Genomic DNA, 16,789 nt, shown 5'->3' with positions numbered 1-16,789 from the left:
GCTATTTCAACACGCAATCATCCAGCCCGTCGCGGCGCACGATCTCCATTCGCTGCTGCAAGGTGCCCGCCCGGCCTGCGACATAGCGGCCCGGCGGGTTGGCCTTCCATTTCAGGGGGCTGGGCAGGATTGCAGCCAGCAGTGCCGCCTCTCGCGTGGTCAACGCCTCGGCCCCCTTGCCGAACCAGTGACGCGACGCCGCCTCCGCGCCATAGGCACCGGGAGCCCATTCGACAATGTTGAGATAGACCTCCAGGATGCGGCGCTTGGACCAGAAGGTCTCCACCAGCAGCGTGAACCAGAGCTCCACACCCTTGCGCAGCCAGGACCGGTCGGGCCAGAGGAAGGCATTCTTGGCCACCTGCTGGCTGATGGTGCTGCCGCCCCGTACCCGCTGATGCGTCTGGTTGCGCTCCAGCGCCTTTTCGACGGCCTCCATATCCACGCCCATATGGTCGCAGAAGCGGCTATCCTCCGCGCCGATGACGGCGCGGGCCAGATGCGGGCTGATGCGGTCGATGGGCCGCCAGGAATGGCTCCAGTCGGCCCCGCCCATGGCGCGGATCGCCATTAGCGGCGTGGCTGGCACCGGCAGGACGGCGTAGACCAGAACCCACAGGATGGAAAAGCCGAACAGCCCGGCGAAGCCCAAGGCCACGACCCGCGCGATGCGCCGCATGTTCCATCGCTTGTCCTGGGCCATCGGCCACAGACCTCCTTCGTCCTTTTCCGTCCACATCTTGGCGCAGACAGGGGGCGTAAAGCACCGTAAAAAGACGGGCCTTCCGACCCACGCCCAAGGATGATCCGCGATGTACAGGCTTTATGGCAATTCCGGCATGGCCAATCTGGCCCCGCACATGGCCCTGGAAACCATCGGCGCACCCTATGAAATGGTGCGGGTGGATACCGCGTCGAAGGAACATCATGGCGAGGCCTATCTGCGCCTGAACCCCACGGGCCGCGTGCCGGTGCTGGTGGATGGCGAGCAGCCGATCTTTGAGACAGCCGCCATCCTGCTGCATCTGGCCGACCGGCATCCCGACGCCGGCCTGATGCCGCCGCTGGGCAGCATGGAACGGGCGCTGGCCTATCAATGGCTGATCCACCTGACCAATTCGGTCCAGGTCGCCTATCTGGCCTACTATTACCCCGAACGTCAGGTGGCAGACCCGGCCCTTGCCGGCAGTGTGAAGCAGGCGGCAGAGGCGCGGGCGGGGGAACTGTTCGACCTGTTGGACAAGGCGCTGGAAGGGCGTGAGTGGCTGACGGGGGACGAGCCGGGGATCGTGGATTTCATGCTGCTGATGCTGACGCGCTGGGGCCGCAATTTCGTGGGGCGGCCGCCGCGCCTTCTGCCCAATATCGGCGCGCACGCGGCCCGCACGGCCGCCCTGCCCGCCGTCATCCGGGCCTTTGAACAGGAAGGGCTGGCCCAACCCTGGTATTGAAATCCAAGACGTCTCCTGCCCTTCGCGCTCCGGCTTTCCCCACCGATTCGCCCCCTCCACCACCCTTGGATGGCTGGATTGTCGGAAATGCGGATTGACGTCGCGGGCGCGAAGGGCCAATTAGCGCCCCATGCATGAAAAGACGTAACCCGCCCCCGGGTCCCGTGCGGGATGCCAGGGGGGCCAAAGCCCGACCGAACCCGCGATGACGGGTTGGCGCGGAAAGCTTGTGGCGTACCTGGACCCTGCGGCCATCGGTGCCTGATGCACCAAGGCTTATCGCGAGCATGGGGGATCACCGGGATCGAGCGCCGCTTTCGGCATGGAATTTCCGAACGTTCCGGCCCGGCCGGGGCGTTCACCGCCTATCGGATCGCATCGGCCCGGCCGGTGCCGGACGGGGCGGACCAACCAGAAGGAGACGAGACCTTGACCGAACAACTGCTTGCCGGAAAGAACATCGCCATTCTCGTGGCCAATGGCTTCGAAGAGCTGGAGATGACCGAGCCGCAGCGCGCCCTGCTGAAGGCCGGTGCCAAGCCGAAGGTGATTTCGCCCGAACAGGGCTTGGTGAATGGCTGGCACGGCGCTTCCTGGGGCCATTACTTCCCCACCGACCGTCATGTTGGTGAAGTCCTGGCTGCCGATTTCGACCTGCTGGTCCTGCCGGGCGGCGACCGTTCGGTGGCCAAGCTGGCGACCAACCCGCACACCCGCCGCATCATCGGCAGCTTCGTCGACAGCGGCAAGGGCATCGTGGCCTTTGGCAAGGGCGTGGAGCTGCTGGCCCTGGTGGAGCGTATCAAGGGCCGCACCGTGACCGGTGCCGACAGCGCCCGCGCCGCCCTGGAAGCCGCCGGCGCCAAGTGGTCGGATGACGAGATCGTCCAGGACCGCTTCCTGCTGACGGCCAAGAGCAACGAGGATATGTCGGGCCTGATCGACGCCATGCTGCGGAACTTCACCGCCGCCGTCGAACAGCGCAAGGCCGCCGCCTGATATTTCAGGCTGGTTTCGACCGCTGACGAAAAACCCCGCCATCCGATGGATGGCGGGGTTTTTGTTGGGTGCAGCGCACCGATTCTCAGTGGGCGTTGGCCTGCTGAAACGCGGCCTTCTGTTCGGCGGTCGCGTCGCGCTGGTATCTGGCCTTCCATTCGTCATAAGGCATGCCATAGACGAGTTCGCGCGCCTCGGCATCGCTGACCTGCACGCCCTTTTCTTCGGCGGCGGCGCGGTACCATTTCGACAGGCAGTTCCGGCAGAAACCCGCCAGATTCATCAGGTCGATATTCTGCACATCGGTGCGGGCCTGCAGATGCGCCAGCAAACGGCGGAAAGCCGCAGCTTCAAGTTCGATACGGGTCTGGTCGTCCATGGTCGGGCTTCCCTAGAATTGATCGGTCGGACATGCCAACCCAGCTGGTGTATCCCAGGCCGGTTTTAAAGGAAACCATCTAAAATTTTAACCTATTACTAGGTGTTATTTTTCTAGTTGCTGCAATCGTCAGGGCATGTATCAATAGCGTCAAGACAAGAACATATAACCAAAAGTATCCATATCAGCTGCTCAAACAGGGAACCCGAATGGTTATCGACATGCGCACCCGTTTGCCCCACGGGCATATCGCCACCCACGCCGCCAATATCAACTTTCATGCCCAACAGCTGCGCCGCTGCGCCGACGAGCTGAATGAGGCGCTGGCGGCCCTGCAGGCGCTGGATATGAATGCCCTGCTGACGGAGTTCGAAGCGGCGCGCTGAACGCCTGTTCGCTTTGACCGGGCGCGCCGGTCTTAGGTCAGGTCGAGCCGAAGGTGAGCCCTGACAGATAAGGCTTTCAATCCTTTGCTGTCAGGGCGGGGCGAACGCCCCGACCTGACCTACGGTGCTGAGCCGCGCCGTCATCCCATCCCGGCGGCGATGACGCCGGGCAGCAGGCGTGCCAGCCGGTCTGCCCAGGCATCGGCCCCGGCCTGATCGCCGATCAGGTCCTGACGGATTTCCAGCATCAGCACGGGCAGGTTCGCGGCCTCCCCATGATGGATGATGGTGAAATCGGTGCCGGTACGGGCGCTGTAGGGTTCATTGTCACCTACGGTCAGGTCGCCTTCAGCCCGCAACGCCGCCAGCATGGGCAGAGCCAGTCGCCCGTCGCGGTTCCACAACACACCCACCTGCCAGGGCCGCTGGAACCCGTTCATGTACGGTGTGAAACTGTGGATGGAAATCAGGACAGGCACCTGCCCCTGCGCCTGGATACGGGCACGCTGATCCGCGATGGCATCGTGATAGGGCTGATACAAGGCCTCCATGCGCAGGGCGCGGGCGGTCTCCGACAGGTCCTGGTTCGCCGGGATCGGCGTGCCGTCGCTGATGGCGGGCATCAGGGTCGGGCTGTCGGGCCAGCGGTTGCAATCCACGACCAGCCGGGAATAGACCGACAGAACCGCCCGCGCGTCCAGCCGCCGGACCAGGCCCTCCGTCACCGCCGCCGCCCCGATATCCCAGCCGATATGCCGGTCCAGTTCAACCGAAGGGACGCCCAGCCCGTGCAGGGCCGTGGGCACGGCCTTGCCGGCATGGTCGCAGACCAGCAGCAGGGGATTGGAAGCGTCCGGGTTCAGGATGCGGACGGGCGCCGGATCGGCGGCGGTCAGCAAGGCGGGAGCGGCGATATCCATGCCTTCCTGATTATCGCAATCTCCGGTTCTGTGAAAGCGCTCACCCAATCAGCCAGCGCAGTATCCGGTCGATCCGGTCGCCATAGGGCGGGCGGATCAGGCGCGCGGCGCTGAACCGGCTGGCCTGGAAGAGGGACCGTTCATGGCTGAAGGTGCGAAACCCCGCCTCGCCATGATAGGTACCCATGCCGCTTTCCCCGATGCCGCCAAAGGGCAGCGCATCCTGGGCAGCATGCAGCAGCGTATCGTTCAGGGTGACGCCTCCGGACCGCGTGCGGGACAGCACGAAATCCACATCCAGCCTGCGGTGGCTGAACAGATACAGCGCCAGGGGGCGCGGGCGGCTGTTCACGATGGCCACCGCTTCCTCCAGCGCGCGATAGGGCAGGATGGGCAGGATCGGCCCGAAAATCTCTTGCCGCAGGATGTCGGCCTCTTCGGGCACTTGCCATAGCAGGGTGGGCGCCAGCTTGCGCCGCGCCGGTTCCAGCGCCTCACCCGCCGGGTTGATGAAGCGTGCATGGGCGCCGCGCCGCCTGGCATCGTCGATCAGGGCCATCAGCCGCTCATACTGCGCCTCGCTGATGATGGCCGTATAGTCCGGGTTATCGCCCAGCCGGGGGTAAAGCCGGGTGGCCGCACGCTCAAAATGCTCCACAAAGGCCAGTTCCTGGCCGGCGGGAACCAGAACATAGTCGGGCGCGATACAGGTCTGGCCGGCATTCAGCAGCTTGCCCAGCGCGATCCGTTCCGCGGCCTGTCCCAGGTCATGACCGGGACCGATGATGACCGGCGATTTGCCGCCCAGTTCCAGGGTGACAGGCATCAGCGTGTCCGCCGCCGCCCGCATCACCTGCCGCCCCGCGCCGCTGGACCCGGTGAACAGCAGATGATCCAGCGGCAGATGGCAGACGGCCTGCGCCATGTCCACGCCCCCGGTCACCACCGCCACCTCTGCCGGATCGAACACTTCGGCCAGCAGACGTTCCAGAAGGCCCGTGGTGCGCGGCGTGCGTTCCGATGGTTTCAGCAGCACGCGATTGCCGGCGGCAATGGCGGCGGCAATCGGCACCAGGGCCAGTTGGATAGGATAGTTCCAGGGGCTGATGATCCCCACGACGCCCAGCGGCACCGGTTCCACCCGCGCCCGACCGGGAAGAAATGGCAGGGCCACGCCCATGCGCCGGGGTCGCATCCAGCGGCGGAAATGCCGGCGGGCATGGCGGATGGCCGACAGGCTGGCATGGATATCGGCCAGCCGCGTTTCATGCGGCGACCGGTGGCCAAAATCCTGCGACACCGCCTCAACCAGGGCCGTCTGATATTTCAACAGGGCGCGGGCCAGATGGTCCAGGGCATCATCGCGGCGTTCAACCGACAAGCCCCCGTCCCGCCGCCAGCCGGCGCGCAGCTGTGCGAAGGCGCTGTTCAGGCGCTTGTCGGCGGCGACCGATAGACGGTGGCGCACCTGACCTGTCGGGAACTCGATGACGGCATCGGCCATGACGCCTCCCTCCCCGTCCGGCATCGGGTGGCGTCGCCGCCAAGGGAGGGCGGTGACGTCAGGCGCGCCGGAACCGCTCGATCTTCATGATACGATAACCCAACGAGGGCAGGAATTTCGGTTCCGCCCGGAACTTGGCATCACGATCGGTCGTACCAGGGACAATATAGGTACGGCCATTGGCCCATTCCATGGCCTGATCCCCGGCAATCCCGCTTTCGGCGCCACCCGTATTGGTGATCATCACTTCCCACAGCTTGCCATGCCCGATGGTGGCGCGATCAAACATGTAAAGCCGCTGTTTCGGTGCCTCTGACAGGGCCTGGATCTCGGCTTCCAGCACCGCGCGGGCATCGGTCACCTCGGCGATGTCGGCCCGCAGCTTACCCAGTTCCTCACCCACCTGATTGCACAGGCCACGCAGCGTGTTGCACGCCACTTCCAGCTTATGCTGATCCTCCTCCACGGCGCGCAAGTCGCGCTGATACTGCGCCACATCGCCCTCGATCCGGCGCATGACGGCGGCGGCATAGGCGATGGAGACCATGACGACCAGAATGACGCCAACCTGAATCAGCATGGGCCTTACTCCGCCGCCATCGCGGCCGGGCTGGCCGGCACGGCCTTGGACAGGATGAAGCCGCTGTCGGGCGGAAAGTTGGTGCGCGCGATGCGGTTGGCATCGTCGGCATTGTCGGCCCAGATTTCCACGAAATGCTTCACATGCCGGAACTTGCAGTCCTTCACGACATTCTGTCCCAGCGTCAGCGTGCTGCCCAGCGTCATGGCCACCACGAACAGACGGCGCGATCCCGACGGATCATTCACTTCATGGATGATGACGTAATTATCTTCCTTGGCGACCTTCAGGCGACGCTGGGCATCCACCAGCTGTGTGGCGGCGGCCTTACGCTCCACCTCTGCCTGACGCACACTTTCCTGACCGTCGCGATAGGTCTTGGTCAGTTCTTCCTGCTTGCGGTGCAGCTCACGATTCTGCTCCGTCACGCGGGTGATGTGGGCGCGACGGGAGTAGTACAGAATCTGACGGACAAGCGCGATGCTGACCGCGCCAATGGCCGACAGAATGCCAATCACGAACAGAACGGTATTCATTTCCAATGTGGCAATCCCGCGCCGCCGATCACATGCTGATTCACCCGCGTATCGATACCGGTGAATCATTATGTATTATACCACCACTGGCGGCACTTGTCGCGGGCCGGAACCTATCCGAAAGCTATAAGACAGCGCTATCCAAGCCGCAGGCCGGCACGTGACAGTGCTGCCGGCCAATCCTGCCCCGACAGATAGGACATCTCCGCGTTGCGCGCATCCACCACCGGGTCCAGCGCCGCCAGTTCCGCGTCAGGCAGGGCCGGATGGACCATAACCAGCCCTCCCTCCGGCAATCCGGAAAGGAAACGATCCATCAGGGCCGGGAAGTCGCCCGTGAAGCCATAGATGCCGCTGAAGCCATTATTGGTGGGAATGGCACGGGTTGCCGCCTGTCGGGCCAGCCCACGCGACAGCGACGCGATGAACAGCGCCTTGGCCGCGGTCACCCCACGCCGGATGATCCGACCCGCTGGCTCTGCGCAATCGCGCAGCCAGACCGAACCGGGCGGATAACGTCGGGCCATTGCATCCAGCAGCAGCGGCCTGATACCGGGCAGAATATGCAGATGCTGATGCCCGTCAATGAAGTGCGGGGCCCGGCCCATCGCCTGTTCGAACGCGTCCAACTGCCGCGCAATCTCTGCCGACAGGTCACGTTGCGCCGCCCCACCCGACAGCAGCCCAGCATGCGCCAGGGCCAGCCAGCGGCCCAGGGCGGGAAAGCGGCCATCGGGGCACAGAGCCGGCATCGGCCCCAGGGGCGACAGACCACCCGTCAGGGTCAGATGTACGCCGGCCTGAAACCCGTCCGGCGTGTCCAGCAATCGTCTGGCATCCTCGCGCCAGCGTCGCCCCGGCACCATGGCCCCGGTCCCCGACAGACGCCCGGCCCGCGCCAAGGCCAGGATGCCGTCTGACACGCCCGGCGACAGGGCGTAATCATCGGCAATGACCAGAATATTCCGTGGTGCCACCATCTGCCCGCTTCATGCCCGCCTGCGTTTGCAGCCGAGACCATAACATCCCAGCGGTCAGCCGTCGTATTTAAGGTTTGCGACCGGCTGGGCCTTGTCCCATTCCTCGCCCTTCACTGCGGCGGCGGCATCGGCCACGAAAACCCAGCGCCCGTCCGGTGCCCGCTTGACGACCGTCATGAACTTGCTGTTGCTGATGCGTGGCTGCCCGTCGGGTCCCTTGAACTCAAAACGAGTGAGGCCGGTATCAACCGCGACATCGCCCAACCATTTCCGCTCCAGCAGCCGGAAATCCAGTTTCGCGGCGACACCCTTCTCGCGGGCTTGCCGCATGGGTGGCCCGAACAGCTCCATGATCCGGTCACGTCCCATAAGGGGCAGGTTAGTATCGCGACCAGACAGGTATGTTGCTTCCGGCGCATAGATGGCCTCGTAGCCATCCGCGTCCTGCGCCGCCAGGACAGCGCTGAGCCGTTCATAGACCGCGTTCACTGCTGCATTGTCGGTGGCATTGTCGGCCGCCGCCGCAGGCCCGCCGAACATCAGCGCCGCCGTCAGGGCCGCCGCAGCCATCCTTGAACCGATCCACATGTTTTCCATCCTGCCACGATGCCATTGAAGGGCAGGGACTGTGGCGGGCACGGTCCCACCCCGGCAATCGCTATATGGTTACTGGATGGTCTCATCCTTTCAGGCCTGCAATCGACTGGCATCCTTAAGCGGCAGGCGCGCGGGTCATTTCCAGGAACACATCCTCCAGGTCGCTTTCGACCATGGACAGGTCCTTCACGGCCAGGCCCGCCGCCGCCATGGCCCCCAGAAGATCCGCCACGCGGGTCTGGCTGGGCTTGTAATGAATGGCCAGACGGCGCGGGCCGTCCAGCTTGGCGTCAAAGCCACGGAAAGCCTCGGGCACCGCCGTCAGGTCGGCATCCAGGGTGACAACCATTTCCTTGCTGTCGATACGGCTCAACAGCTTTTCTGTCGATTCGCAGGCCACGACCTGACCGTGATTGACGATGGCGATCGTGTCGCAGAGTTCCTGCGCTTCTTCCAGGTAATGGGTGGTCAGGACGATGGTGGTGCCGGCCTTGTTCAACTCGCGCACATGCGCCCACAGGCTTTGCCGCAATTCCACATCCACGCCGGCGGTCGGTTCGTCCAGAACCAGGACCGGCGGGGCATGAACCATGGCCTTGGCCACCATCAGGCGGCGACGCATGCCGCCCGACAATGTGCGGGCATAGGCATTGGCCTTGTCCTTCAGGCCTACCGCCTCCAGCAGGGCGTCGGTCTGACGTTCCGATTTCGGCACGCCATAGAGGCCAGCCTGCAAATCCAGGATCTCACGCGGGGTGAAGAACGGGTCCAGGTTCAGTTCCTGCGGCACGACGCCAATAGCGGCGCGGGCCGACCGGGGCTGTTCGTCAATATCGATGCCCCAGATGCTGGCCTTGCCGCTGGTCTTGTTCACCAGACCGGCCAGGATATTGATGGTCGTGCTCTTGCCCGCCCCATTGGGGCCCAGTAGGCCGTAGATCGACCCGCGCGGGATGGTCAGCGAAATGCCCTTCAGCGCCTCCTTCGGGGGCGATTTGGGCGTACCGCGATAGGTCTTGCGCAGATCCTTGATCTCCACTGCGGCGGCGGGGGCGTGGCCGGCGGCGGCGATGTCGGTGGAACGGTTCAGGCTGTCAGGCATGGGGGGCGGGTTCCCGATGGGTGGGCGACGGTGCGTCGTCGCAGAACATGGGTCTGGCGTACACCCCCCGCCGCCGCCGGTCAATTTGCCGAAGGGCAGAGGGCATCCAGGGGCGGGTCCGGCGGCCTTGCGCAAACCGCGCGCCGGAGTATGATGCGCCGCCCCCCGGATATCGGGACCCGAACAGTAAGCTTCAAGGAACGACACACATGCAGCCGGCCGAGACCATCTATATCGACGAAGACACCGTCGGCTGCGATGGCGGCGGCGGCGCATTGGGCCATCCGCTGGTCTATCTGACCCTGTCGCCCAAGGGCAGTGTCGATTGCCCCTATTGCGGTCGCCATTATGTGCAGACCGAAGCTGGCAAGGCCGCCGGCGGTGGCCACGGCCACTGATTAAAGCGTTCCCTCAGGTGCCGGGCGTCGCCATCCGGCGGCTTGGCTCACGCCGCTACCAAGCGGCGGGCCGGCAGACGCCGGCCTTTGGGCGATACAATCCTTGGCCCGCTGACGTCTCAGCCAATCAGCAGTATCGGGCCCGGATGGATGGTGAATTTCGCCGTCCGGGCTGTCATTTCTTGTGTGCGTGCGAAGAAGCTGCGGTGCGGACCTGTACGGGCCGGTGCCATTGCTGAACCCGGTCGCATGAAATCATCTGCCGCAACCTGCCGGTCCACGGGCACCAGGGCCAGACCGCTGAACGCACCTTCCGCCGCCTGCTGACAGCCAGCAGGCAGTGCTGCACCGGGAGCCATCCGCGCCGGCATCGCGTCCATCAGCAAGGCAGCTCGTTCAGCGAAAAGCTGGACCAGGAAGAACCCGTCGCGCCCCGCCGCCGCCCCACACCCGGCATGGGTCCAGCGCGGATCCAGGATGTTGGCACGGTGCCCCGGTGACTGCATCAGGTTGTCCACCGCCAGCCGTCCTGCCGCCTCGGCCCGGTCGGGATCAAAGAAACTGTTGGTGAACAGGTTTTCCGCATTCACCCCCACCATGCGCCGGTGCAGAAGGGCGATACGGTCGCCCGGATGGCGTCCGCCTGAATCTTCATGCGCGAAAGGGGCACCTGCCGCCAGCTGTGCGGCATAATGGCGCGCGATCATGCTCAATTCCGAATCATCGCGAAGGAAGGACGCGCCCTCCGCCAGACGGATGGCACCCACCGCCCGCGCCGCCGCCACTTCCGCCTGAAACAGCGGGTCGCCTTTGGCGGGTGTCCCGGATTCCTGCTGGAAATCCTGAAACCGGCCCAGATAGGCCGGGATTTCCGTAAAAGGCAGGGCATTGGCCGCCATCAGCGTTGCCGGATCGGCAATGGCAGCGGATGCGGGCCGGGGCAGCAGCAGGCCCAAACCGCCCAACAGCAATGCCCGGCGCCCCACCCCACCCGTTCGGACATAACCATCCGCACATGTGACAAGCGGGCAGTCATCCCCTAACCTGAACAGGCATTGCATCCCGATTCCTACCGTATATAGTAGTTAATTGTCGTTTCTTGACGATTACTTGTAAACGACAGTTTAACAAAGTCCAGCCCCGTCCGTTTCACCACATCCGATCATCACCATCGCATCATGTCGAGACCGAGCCAGAATAATGCCAGCCAGCATCACACGGCACACCGTCTTCCGGTGACCAAGCTGCCGTTCGTGGGCGAGCGCGCGGACGGGCGTTTCGGTTACTGGGTTTTGCCCGACATGGACGAGGGCCAGGACCTGCGCATCACCGGACGTACCTTCGCCGCCTGGTATCTGCTTTATGCGGAATATAATGGACGGATGGCGGCGGAGGATCTGATGGACCGGATCGAACGCGAAATGCCCTCCCGCTACCCCGCTGTTGACCGCGCCTTTCTGGCGGAGGTGATGTCCCGCCGGTCTCAGAACAGCAGCGCTGCCTGATAGGCGATTCGGGTCGGCCTTTCACTTATTCCGACAGATCTGCCGATCATATCTGTTCACATGCCTGTGGATAAGTCTGACGCTGAGCCCCTGTCCCGCTCTGGTGGTTCAGCCGTTGGCAGACAGCTTCCCCGCTGTTTTCGCATGGCTTTTCCTTCAAATGTAAAAGTTTGTCCCCTATCGCCGCCGGTTACCATTGCGTAACAATTGGGGGGTTGGAGGATGGGGCCGACCGAACTAGTTGGAAGGTGTCAGCATCTTGATCGGGGTTTGCTGCCGAAAGTCGTCTTTACGGACGACTGAGGATGCCTGACAAAAACAATTAACGAAGCTTGCTGTCCCATCCATGGGATAGAATGGCTTTTCAATGACATGTACCGGTGGCACCGCAGACCAGTAGCACGCACACCGGAAGGATCGGACAGGAAGATGCGCCTGCCATTTCAGATTGCCACGGCTGTTGCCATCGTCGCCATTGGCGGCGGCGCCTGGTACGTGACCGGGCGCGATGGCGGCAAACCCGCCGCACAGCAGCAGGCAGCCGCCCGCCCCGTGAATGTCGTCGCCACCCATGTGTCGCGCGGCGACATCGCCGTCACCTTTGACGCGGTGGGTAGCCTGCGCGCGAATGAGGCGGTGACGGTGACGGCCAAGACGGCCGGTCTGGTCAAATCCATCAATTTCACCGAAGGCCAGCTGGTCCAGGCCGGCGCCATTCTGATCGAACTGGATGACCGCGAAGCGCGGGCCAATCTGGCGGTGGCGGAGGCGGGGCGCCGCAATACCGCACAGCTTCTGGACCGCGCCCGTTCCCTGCTGGCCAAGCAGAATGTGGCACAGGCCCGTGTGGATGAACTGTCGCTGCAACTGGCCGGGAACGAGGCAGAGGTACGGGCGGTGCAGGCGCGTCTGGCTGACCTGACCATCCGTGCCCCCTTCACCGGTTATACCGGTCTGCGACAGGTCAGTCCCGGTGCGCTGGTGCGTCCGGCTGATCCCGTGACGACGCTGGACGACACCCGCACGGTGAAGCTGGAATTCACGGTACCCGAATCGTCGCTGCGTTATCTGCGCGACGGGATGGAGATCGCGGCGCAGACCACGCTTTATCCCGACCAATCCTTTGTGGGCAAGGTGACAGCCATTGATACCCGCATCGATACCGTCACCCGCACCGTTGCCGCCGTGGCGGAGATCGACAATAAGGATGGGCGTCTGCGTCCCGGCCTGTTCATGACAGTGCGCCTGACGCTGGATAACCGCGTCAATGTGGTACTGGTGCCGGAAGAATCGCTGGTGCCCGTGGGCGACCGGCAGTTCGTGTTCCTGGTGGCATCGGGCAAGGTAGAACGCCGAGCCGTCACCATTGGCGCGCGTTCGCGTGGCGTGGTGGAAGTGGCAGAGGGCCTGAACGGCGGTGAGCTGATCATCACGCGCGGCGTGCAGAAAGTGCGCGATGGCGTTCCGGTGCAGGCCGAAATCGTCAGCGCGCCGGCCGCCAGCGCCACACAATCGGCTGCCCGCCCCGCGCCCTGACGGCCTATTGACGGCGGCTGCGTGCGGTCGCCCCTTCGCCGCCCCGATCTTCCGGTCCGCCGGGACGGCATCGACATGGACATGACAGCGACACGCCTGGGAAACCAACCATGGTGATCTCCGACATTTCGATCCAGCGCCCCGTGCTTGCCTTCGTGATCAGCGCCATGCTGGTCGTGTTCGGCGTGCTGGGATATGAAAAGCTGCCGGTGCGCGAGCTACCGAAGATCGATTATCCCATCGTGTCGATCAGCACGACATATCCCGGCGCCAGCGCCGAGGTGGTGGATAATGAGATCACGGAACGGATCGAAGGTGTCATCAACGGTATCGAGGGCGTGAAGACCATCCGCTCGCGGTCCCGTGAAGGCAGTTCGTCCGTGTCGGTGGAGTTCGAGATCGACCGCGACATCGACGCCGCCAGCAATGATGTGCGCGACCGCGTGGGCCGGATCAGCGACAGCCTGCCCGAAGAGGCGGAGTTGCCGGAAATCAGCAAGGTCGACGCCGACAGCAATCCCATCATGTGGATCACCCTGTCGTCCGACCGGATGAGCCAGCTGGAGCTGACCGACTTCGTGCGCCGCTATTACCTGGATGCACTGGGCACCGTGCCCGGCGTGGCGTCGGTGCGCATCGGCGGGCGTCGCGATTTCGCCATGCGGGTCTGGTTGGACCGCAACGCCATGGCCGCCCGCCGCGTGACAGTACAGGATATCGAAGCCTCCATCCGGCGGGAAAACGCCGAACTGCCTGCGGGCCGCATTGAAAGCAGCCAGCGTGAATTCACGGTGCGCACCGATACGCGCCTGAACCGTCCCGAACAATTCTCCTCCATCCTGGTCCGCCAGGACGGGGCCAACTGGATTCGCCTGGGCGATGTCGCCAAGGTGGAGGTGGCGGCCCGTGATGACCGTGGCGATTTCCGCATCAATGGCGGGTCCGCGATCGGCCTTGGCATCATCCGTCAATCCACCGCCAACACGATGGAAGTGTCGGAAGGTGTGCGCAAACTCTTGGGGGAGTTCCGCCGCAACCTGTCACCGGGGATGAGCCTGGAGGTCCGTCAGGACGACGCCACCTTCGTGGGCCAGTCCATCTATGAAGTGTTCCACGCCATCGCCGTCGCCATCGGGCTGGTGGTGCTGGTGGTCTGGGTATTCCTGCGTACCTTCCGCGCGACCTTGATCCCGGTCATCGCAATCCCGGTGTCGCTGGTCGCGGCCTTCGGCGTCATGGCAGCCCTGGGCTTTTCCATCAATGTGCTGACCCTGCTGGCCTTTGTGCTGGCCGTCGGTCTGGTCGTGGATGACGCCATCATCGTGGTGGAGAACATCTCCCGCCGGATCGAGGAAGGAGAGCCGCCGCTGCTGGCAGCCTATCGCGGGGCACGGCAGATCGGCTTTGCCGTGATCGCCACCACTGCTGTGCTGATTGCCGTGATCGCGCCCCTGTCCATGCTGCCGGGCGATCAAGGCCGCCTGTTCCGCGAATTCGCCATGGCGCTGATGGCCGCCATCGCCTTTTCCTGCATCGTGGCGCTGACCCTGTCGCCCATGCTGTCATCGAAGCTGCTGCGCGGCCATCAGGAGGCGCGGGGCCTGTTCCGCCTGTCGGAGGCGTTCCTGGATGCTCTGACCCGTGGTTACACGGCCCTGCTGCGTCAGGCACTGTCGGCCCGCACCCTGGTGCTGGCGCTGATGGCAGGGGCTTTGGTCCTGACGGCGGTCCTGGGTCGCACCTTGCCCAGCGAGTTGGCGCCCGTGGAAGATCGCGGCGTGGCCCGCATCTCCATCACCGGCCCGGAAGGCGCCAGCCTGGATTACACCATGCAGGAAGTGTCGCGGGTCGAGGCCCTGTTGCAGCCCTATCTGAAGTCGGGGGAGGTGGACAGCGTGCTGACCATCGTCAATCCCGGCTTTGGCGGCAATTCCGGCGTCAACCGCGCCTTCGTTGTCATGCGCACCCCGTCCTGGGCAGAACGCGTGACCAGCCGCTCTGTGCCGGAAATTGTCAGTGAACTGCGCCCCAAACTGTCGGCGATGCCCGGTTCGCGCATTGTCCCCATCCTGCCCTCCGGCCTGGGTGGCGGCGCATCCGCCAACCAGCTGCAGGTGGTGATCGGCGGCAACACGTTCGAGGAGTTGGCCGATTGGCGTGATGCCCTGATCGAACGGTTGCAGCAATATCCCGGCCTGACCGGCTTCTCCGCCGATTATGACGAAACCAAGCCGCAGCTTTACGTAACGGTGGACCGTAACCGCGCCGCCGACCTGGGCGTACCTGTCACCACCATCGGTAGCACCCTGGAAACCATGCTGGGGGAGAAGCTGGTCACCCGCTATCTGGACCGGGGCGAGGAATATGACGTGGTGCTGCGGGCAGAGGCGGGCGACCGCGCCAATCCGCGCGACCTGTCCAATATCTTCGTGCGGTCCACGACGGGCACCAGCACGGGGGATCTGATCCCGCTGGCCAACCTGATCCAGGTGCGCGACGTGGCCGGGGCCACCGAACTGAACCGCTATAACCGCCTGCGTTCCATCACCATCACGGCCAACCTGACCGAGGGTGCGGTGATGGGTGACGCCATCCGCGAGGTGCGTCAGGCCGCCGCCGAGGTGCTGCCCGCCGAGGCCCGTATCAATTTCGAAGGGGCCGCGCGGTTGCAGCTGGAGGCCAGCAGCGCCATCTGGTTCGCCTTTGGTATGGCCATGCTGGTGGCCTTCCTGGTGCTGGCGGCACAGTTCGAGAATTTCCGCCTGCCGGCCATGATCCTGGGATCGGTGCTGCCCGCCGGCCTGGGCGGTATCCTGGCCATCTCCATCACGGGCATGTCGCTGAACACCTATACGCAGATCGGCCTGATCATGCTGATCGGCCTGATCGCCAAGAACGCCATCATGATTGTGGAGTTCGCGAACCAGCTGCGTGAAGAAGGGCATGAACTGATGGAGGCGGTGGTGGAGGCTTCCCGCCTGCGCCTGCGCCCCATCCTGATGACCTCCATCGCGACCGTGTTCGGTGCCTTGCCGCTGGCTCTGGCACATGGGGCCGGTGCGGAAAGCCGCATGGCCATCGGCTGGGTCATCGTGGGCGGCGTGACGGTGGGGACGGCCCTGTCCCTGTTCATCACGCCCGTGTTCTACAGCATGTTCGCCCGCGGCGTGCAGCCCATTGGCGTCATCCGCCGCATGATCGAGGAGGAAGAACGCCTCCACAACACCCCGCCGCAGGTGCCGGCGGAATAATCAAGGCGGCCAAGACGTTGTCATGAAGAAGGGGGAGCGGACAACCGCTCCCCCCTTTTTGCATCACGGATCAGCCAGCACTGCGAAACGCCGTCAGCGTCACGACCAGATCATTGAAATCGCGGTCGGAACCGGTGCCGGCATCATCCAGCGACACGACATAGGTATTGAGGTAAGTGGCGGTATAGCTGGCCACCGACTGGTTGGACACCAGCACGCTGGGCGTATTGCCGCCCCCGGTGGTGATCACCAGATTCAGGGGCCAGCGGGAACTGTCACTCGGTACCGTCGCGGTACCCGTGGTGAAGTTCCAGTTCACACCGCTGACGGTCTTGTTGACCAGAACGGTGCCGCCCTGGTCCACGACCTGCACCGTGTAGGTGCCGCTGGACTGGGTGTTCAGGACATAGGTGAAGTCTTGCCCGGGGGCGAAGCCGCCCAAGGTCACGGTGGACGTGGCCATGATCCCTCCAATTCTCTCGTTCCCGCCGCGCATCATCGCGGCGTGGGAGACAATGGCATGGACCTATATCTAATGCACTTTTAAAGACTATAAAATTATAAAATATGCTCGTTATAATAATCTATAGATGTGAAGATACTTTGAAATAGCGTATGAAAGTGTGCCATCAGCAAATCTAATAGTAGTATCCGCATCTCGGTGT

Annotated in this window: 18 protein-coding genes; 7 read left to right on the top strand and 11 right to left on the bottom strand. The window is 63.9% G+C overall.

From position 1 onward, the window contains the following. Nucleotide 1 precedes the first annotated feature (1 nt). Nucleotides 2–703 (bottom strand): monofunctional biosynthetic peptidoglycan transglycosylase, encoded by a 702-nt coding sequence (gene mtgA, locus ABC729_RS15270; RefSeq protein WP_495608401.1) that lies wholly within the window; start codon nt 701–703, stop codon nt 2–4. Nucleotides 704–812: 109 nt separating this feature from the next. Here mtgA and ABC729_RS15265 point away from each other — a divergent pair, with 109 nt between their 5' ends. Then, nucleotides 813–1,451, top strand: a complete 639-nt coding sequence (locus tag ABC729_RS15265; protein WP_495608400.1) for a glutathione S-transferase family protein — start codon at nt 813–815, stop codon at nt 1,449–1,451. 429 nt (nt 1,452–1,880) lie between these two features. Then, nucleotides 1,881–2,450: a DJ-1/PfpI family protein gene (locus ABC729_RS15260; protein ID WP_495608399.1), complete on the top strand. Its 570-nt coding sequence runs from the start codon at nt 1,881–1,883 to the stop codon at nt 2,448–2,450. An 85-nt stretch (nt 2,451–2,535) separates the two neighbouring features. Here ABC729_RS15260 and ABC729_RS15255 read toward each other — a convergent pair whose 3' ends face one another. After that, nucleotides 2,536–2,829 (bottom strand): DUF1244 domain-containing protein, encoded by a 294-nt coding sequence (locus ABC729_RS15255; protein ID WP_495608398.1) that lies wholly within the window; start codon nt 2,827–2,829, stop codon nt 2,536–2,538. Nucleotides 2,830–3,038: 209 nt separating this feature from the next. Here ABC729_RS15255 and ABC729_RS15250 point away from each other — a divergent pair, with 209 nt between their 5' ends. After that, a complete protein-coding gene (locus tag ABC729_RS15250) occupies nt 3,039–3,215 on the top strand; it encodes a hypothetical protein (RefSeq protein ID WP_495608397.1) in 177 nt (58 codons plus the stop codon). Nucleotides 3,216–3,355: 140 nt separating this feature from the next. Here the strand turns inward: ABC729_RS15250 and ABC729_RS15245 are convergent, their stop codons facing one another. From ABC729_RS15245 to ABC729_RS15215, 7 genes are all read right to left on the bottom strand, one after another. Continuing rightward, nucleotides 3,356–4,135, bottom strand: coding sequence for an N-formylglutamate amidohydrolase (locus ABC729_RS15245; protein WP_495608396.1), 780 nt, complete (start codon nt 4,133–4,135; stop codon nt 3,356–3,358). 40 nt (nt 4,136–4,175) lie between these two features. Further along, nucleotides 4,176–5,639, bottom strand: a complete 1,464-nt coding sequence (locus ABC729_RS15240) for a coniferyl aldehyde dehydrogenase (RefSeq protein WP_495608395.1) — start codon at nt 5,637–5,639, stop codon at nt 4,176–4,178. A gap of 58 nt (nt 5,640–5,697) precedes the next feature. Continuing rightward, complete coding sequence (locus tag ABC729_RS15235) at nt 5,698–6,219, bottom strand: hypothetical protein (RefSeq protein ID WP_495608394.1); 522 nt, start codon at nt 6,217–6,219, stop codon at nt 5,698–5,700. A gap of 5 nt (nt 6,220–6,224) precedes the next feature. Further along, nucleotides 6,225–6,761 (bottom strand): hypothetical protein, encoded by a 537-nt coding sequence (locus ABC729_RS15230; protein ID WP_495608393.1) that lies wholly within the window; start codon nt 6,759–6,761, stop codon nt 6,225–6,227. A 131-nt stretch (nt 6,762–6,892) separates the two neighbouring features. Continuing rightward, nucleotides 6,893–7,735, bottom strand: coding sequence for a ChbG/HpnK family deacetylase (locus ABC729_RS15225; RefSeq protein WP_495608392.1), 843 nt, complete (start codon nt 7,733–7,735; stop codon nt 6,893–6,895). 54 nt (nt 7,736–7,789) lie between these two features. Continuing rightward, complete coding sequence (locus ABC729_RS15220) at nt 7,790–8,323, bottom strand: YybH family protein (RefSeq protein WP_495608391.1); 534 nt, start codon at nt 8,321–8,323, stop codon at nt 7,790–7,792. A gap of 124 nt (nt 8,324–8,447) precedes the next feature. Further along, entirely contained in the window at nt 8,448–9,434 is a 987-nt protein-coding gene (locus ABC729_RS15215) for an ABC transporter ATP-binding protein (RefSeq protein WP_495608390.1), read from the bottom strand. 209 nt (nt 9,435–9,643) lie between these two features. On the opposite strand from ABC729_RS15215, the gene ABC729_RS15210 reads away from it, so the two are divergent. Further along, entirely contained in the window at nt 9,644–9,832 is a 189-nt protein-coding gene (locus ABC729_RS15210; RefSeq protein ID WP_102112322.1) for a zinc-finger domain-containing protein, read from the top strand. Between the two features lie 119 nt (nt 9,833–9,951). On the opposite strand, the gene ABC729_RS15205 is transcribed toward ABC729_RS15210, so the two are convergent. Beyond that, nucleotides 9,952–10,797: a CAP domain-containing protein gene (locus ABC729_RS15205; protein ID WP_495608389.1), complete on the bottom strand. Its 846-nt coding sequence runs from the start codon at nt 10,795–10,797 to the stop codon at nt 9,952–9,954. Between the two features lie 213 nt (nt 10,798–11,010). Here ABC729_RS15205 and ABC729_RS15200 point away from each other — a divergent pair, with 213 nt between their 5' ends. The 3 genes from ABC729_RS15200 (at nt 11,011) to ABC729_RS15190 (ending at nt 16,124) form a co-directional block, all read left to right on the top strand. Continuing rightward, nucleotides 11,011–11,337, top strand: a complete 327-nt coding sequence (locus ABC729_RS15200) for a hypothetical protein (protein WP_495608388.1) — start codon at nt 11,011–11,013, stop codon at nt 11,335–11,337. 429 nt (nt 11,338–11,766) lie between these two features. Next, nucleotides 11,767–12,873 (top strand): efflux RND transporter periplasmic adaptor subunit, encoded by a 1,107-nt coding sequence (locus ABC729_RS15195; protein WP_495608387.1) that lies wholly within the window; start codon nt 11,767–11,769, stop codon nt 12,871–12,873. Between the two features lie 110 nt (nt 12,874–12,983). Next, entirely contained in the window at nt 12,984–16,124 is a 3,141-nt protein-coding gene (locus tag ABC729_RS15190; RefSeq protein WP_495608386.1) for an efflux RND transporter permease subunit, read from the top strand. A 70-nt stretch (nt 16,125–16,194) separates the two neighbouring features. On the opposite strand, the gene ABC729_RS15185 is transcribed toward ABC729_RS15190, so the two are convergent. Continuing rightward, on the bottom strand, nt 16,195–16,587 hold the full coding sequence (locus ABC729_RS15185) for a fucose-binding lectin II (protein ID WP_495608385.1): 393 nt from the start codon (nt 16,585–16,587) through the stop codon (nt 16,195–16,197). Nucleotides 16,588–16,789: the final 202 nt, after the last annotated feature.

This window comes from Niveispirillum sp. CC-CTL257 (assembly GCF_059489915.1).
This window is presented reverse-complemented; position numbering and strand designations above follow the sequence as displayed.

Bases quoted from the DNA above. Each gene is read 5' to 3' on its own strand.
- mtgA (WP_495608401.1), bottom strand. From the start codon at position 703: ATGGCCCAGGACAAGCGATGGAACATGCGGCGCATCGCGCGGGTCGTG.
- ABC729_RS15265 (WP_495608400.1), top strand. From the start codon at position 813: ATGTACAGGCTTTATGGCAATTCCGGCATGGCCAATCTGGCCCCGCAC.
- ABC729_RS15255 (WP_495608398.1), bottom strand. From the start codon at position 2,829: ATGGACGACCAGACCCGTATCGAACTTGAAGCTGCGGCTTTCCGCCGT.
- ABC729_RS15250 (WP_495608397.1), top strand. From the start codon at position 3,039: ATGGTTATCGACATGCGCACCCGTTTGCCCCACGGGCATATCGCCACC.
- ABC729_RS15245 (WP_495608396.1), bottom strand. From the start codon at position 4,135: ATGGATATCGCCGCTCCCGCCTTGCTGACCGCCGCCGATCCGGCGCCC.
- ABC729_RS15240 (WP_495608395.1), bottom strand. From the start codon at position 5,639: ATGGCCGATGCCGTCATCGAGTTCCCGACAGGTCAGGTGCGCCACCGT.
- ABC729_RS15235 (WP_495608394.1), bottom strand. From the start codon at position 6,219: ATGCTGATTCAGGTTGGCGTCATTCTGGTCGTCATGGTCTCCATCGCC.
- ABC729_RS15225 (WP_495608392.1), bottom strand. From the start codon at position 7,735: ATGGTGGCACCACGGAATATTCTGGTCATTGCCGATGATTACGCCCTG.
- ABC729_RS15220 (WP_495608391.1), bottom strand. From the start codon at position 8,323: ATGTGGATCGGTTCAAGGATGGCTGCGGCGGCCCTGACGGCGGCGCTG.
- ABC729_RS15215 (WP_495608390.1), bottom strand. From the start codon at position 9,434: ATGCCTGACAGCCTGAACCGTTCCACCGACATCGCCGCCGCCGGCCAC.
- ABC729_RS15210 (WP_102112322.1), top strand. From the start codon at position 9,644: ATGCAGCCGGCCGAGACCATCTATATCGACGAAGACACCGTCGGCTGC.
- ABC729_RS15200 (WP_495608388.1), top strand. From the start codon at position 11,011: ATGTCGAGACCGAGCCAGAATAATGCCAGCCAGCATCACACGGCACAC.
- ABC729_RS15195 (WP_495608387.1), top strand. From the start codon at position 11,767: ATGCGCCTGCCATTTCAGATTGCCACGGCTGTTGCCATCGTCGCCATT.
- ABC729_RS15190 (WP_495608386.1), top strand. From the start codon at position 12,984: ATGGTGATCTCCGACATTTCGATCCAGCGCCCCGTGCTTGCCTTCGTG.
- ABC729_RS15185 (WP_495608385.1), bottom strand. From the start codon at position 16,587: ATGGCCACGTCCACCGTGACCTTGGGCGGCTTCGCCCCCGGGCAAGAC.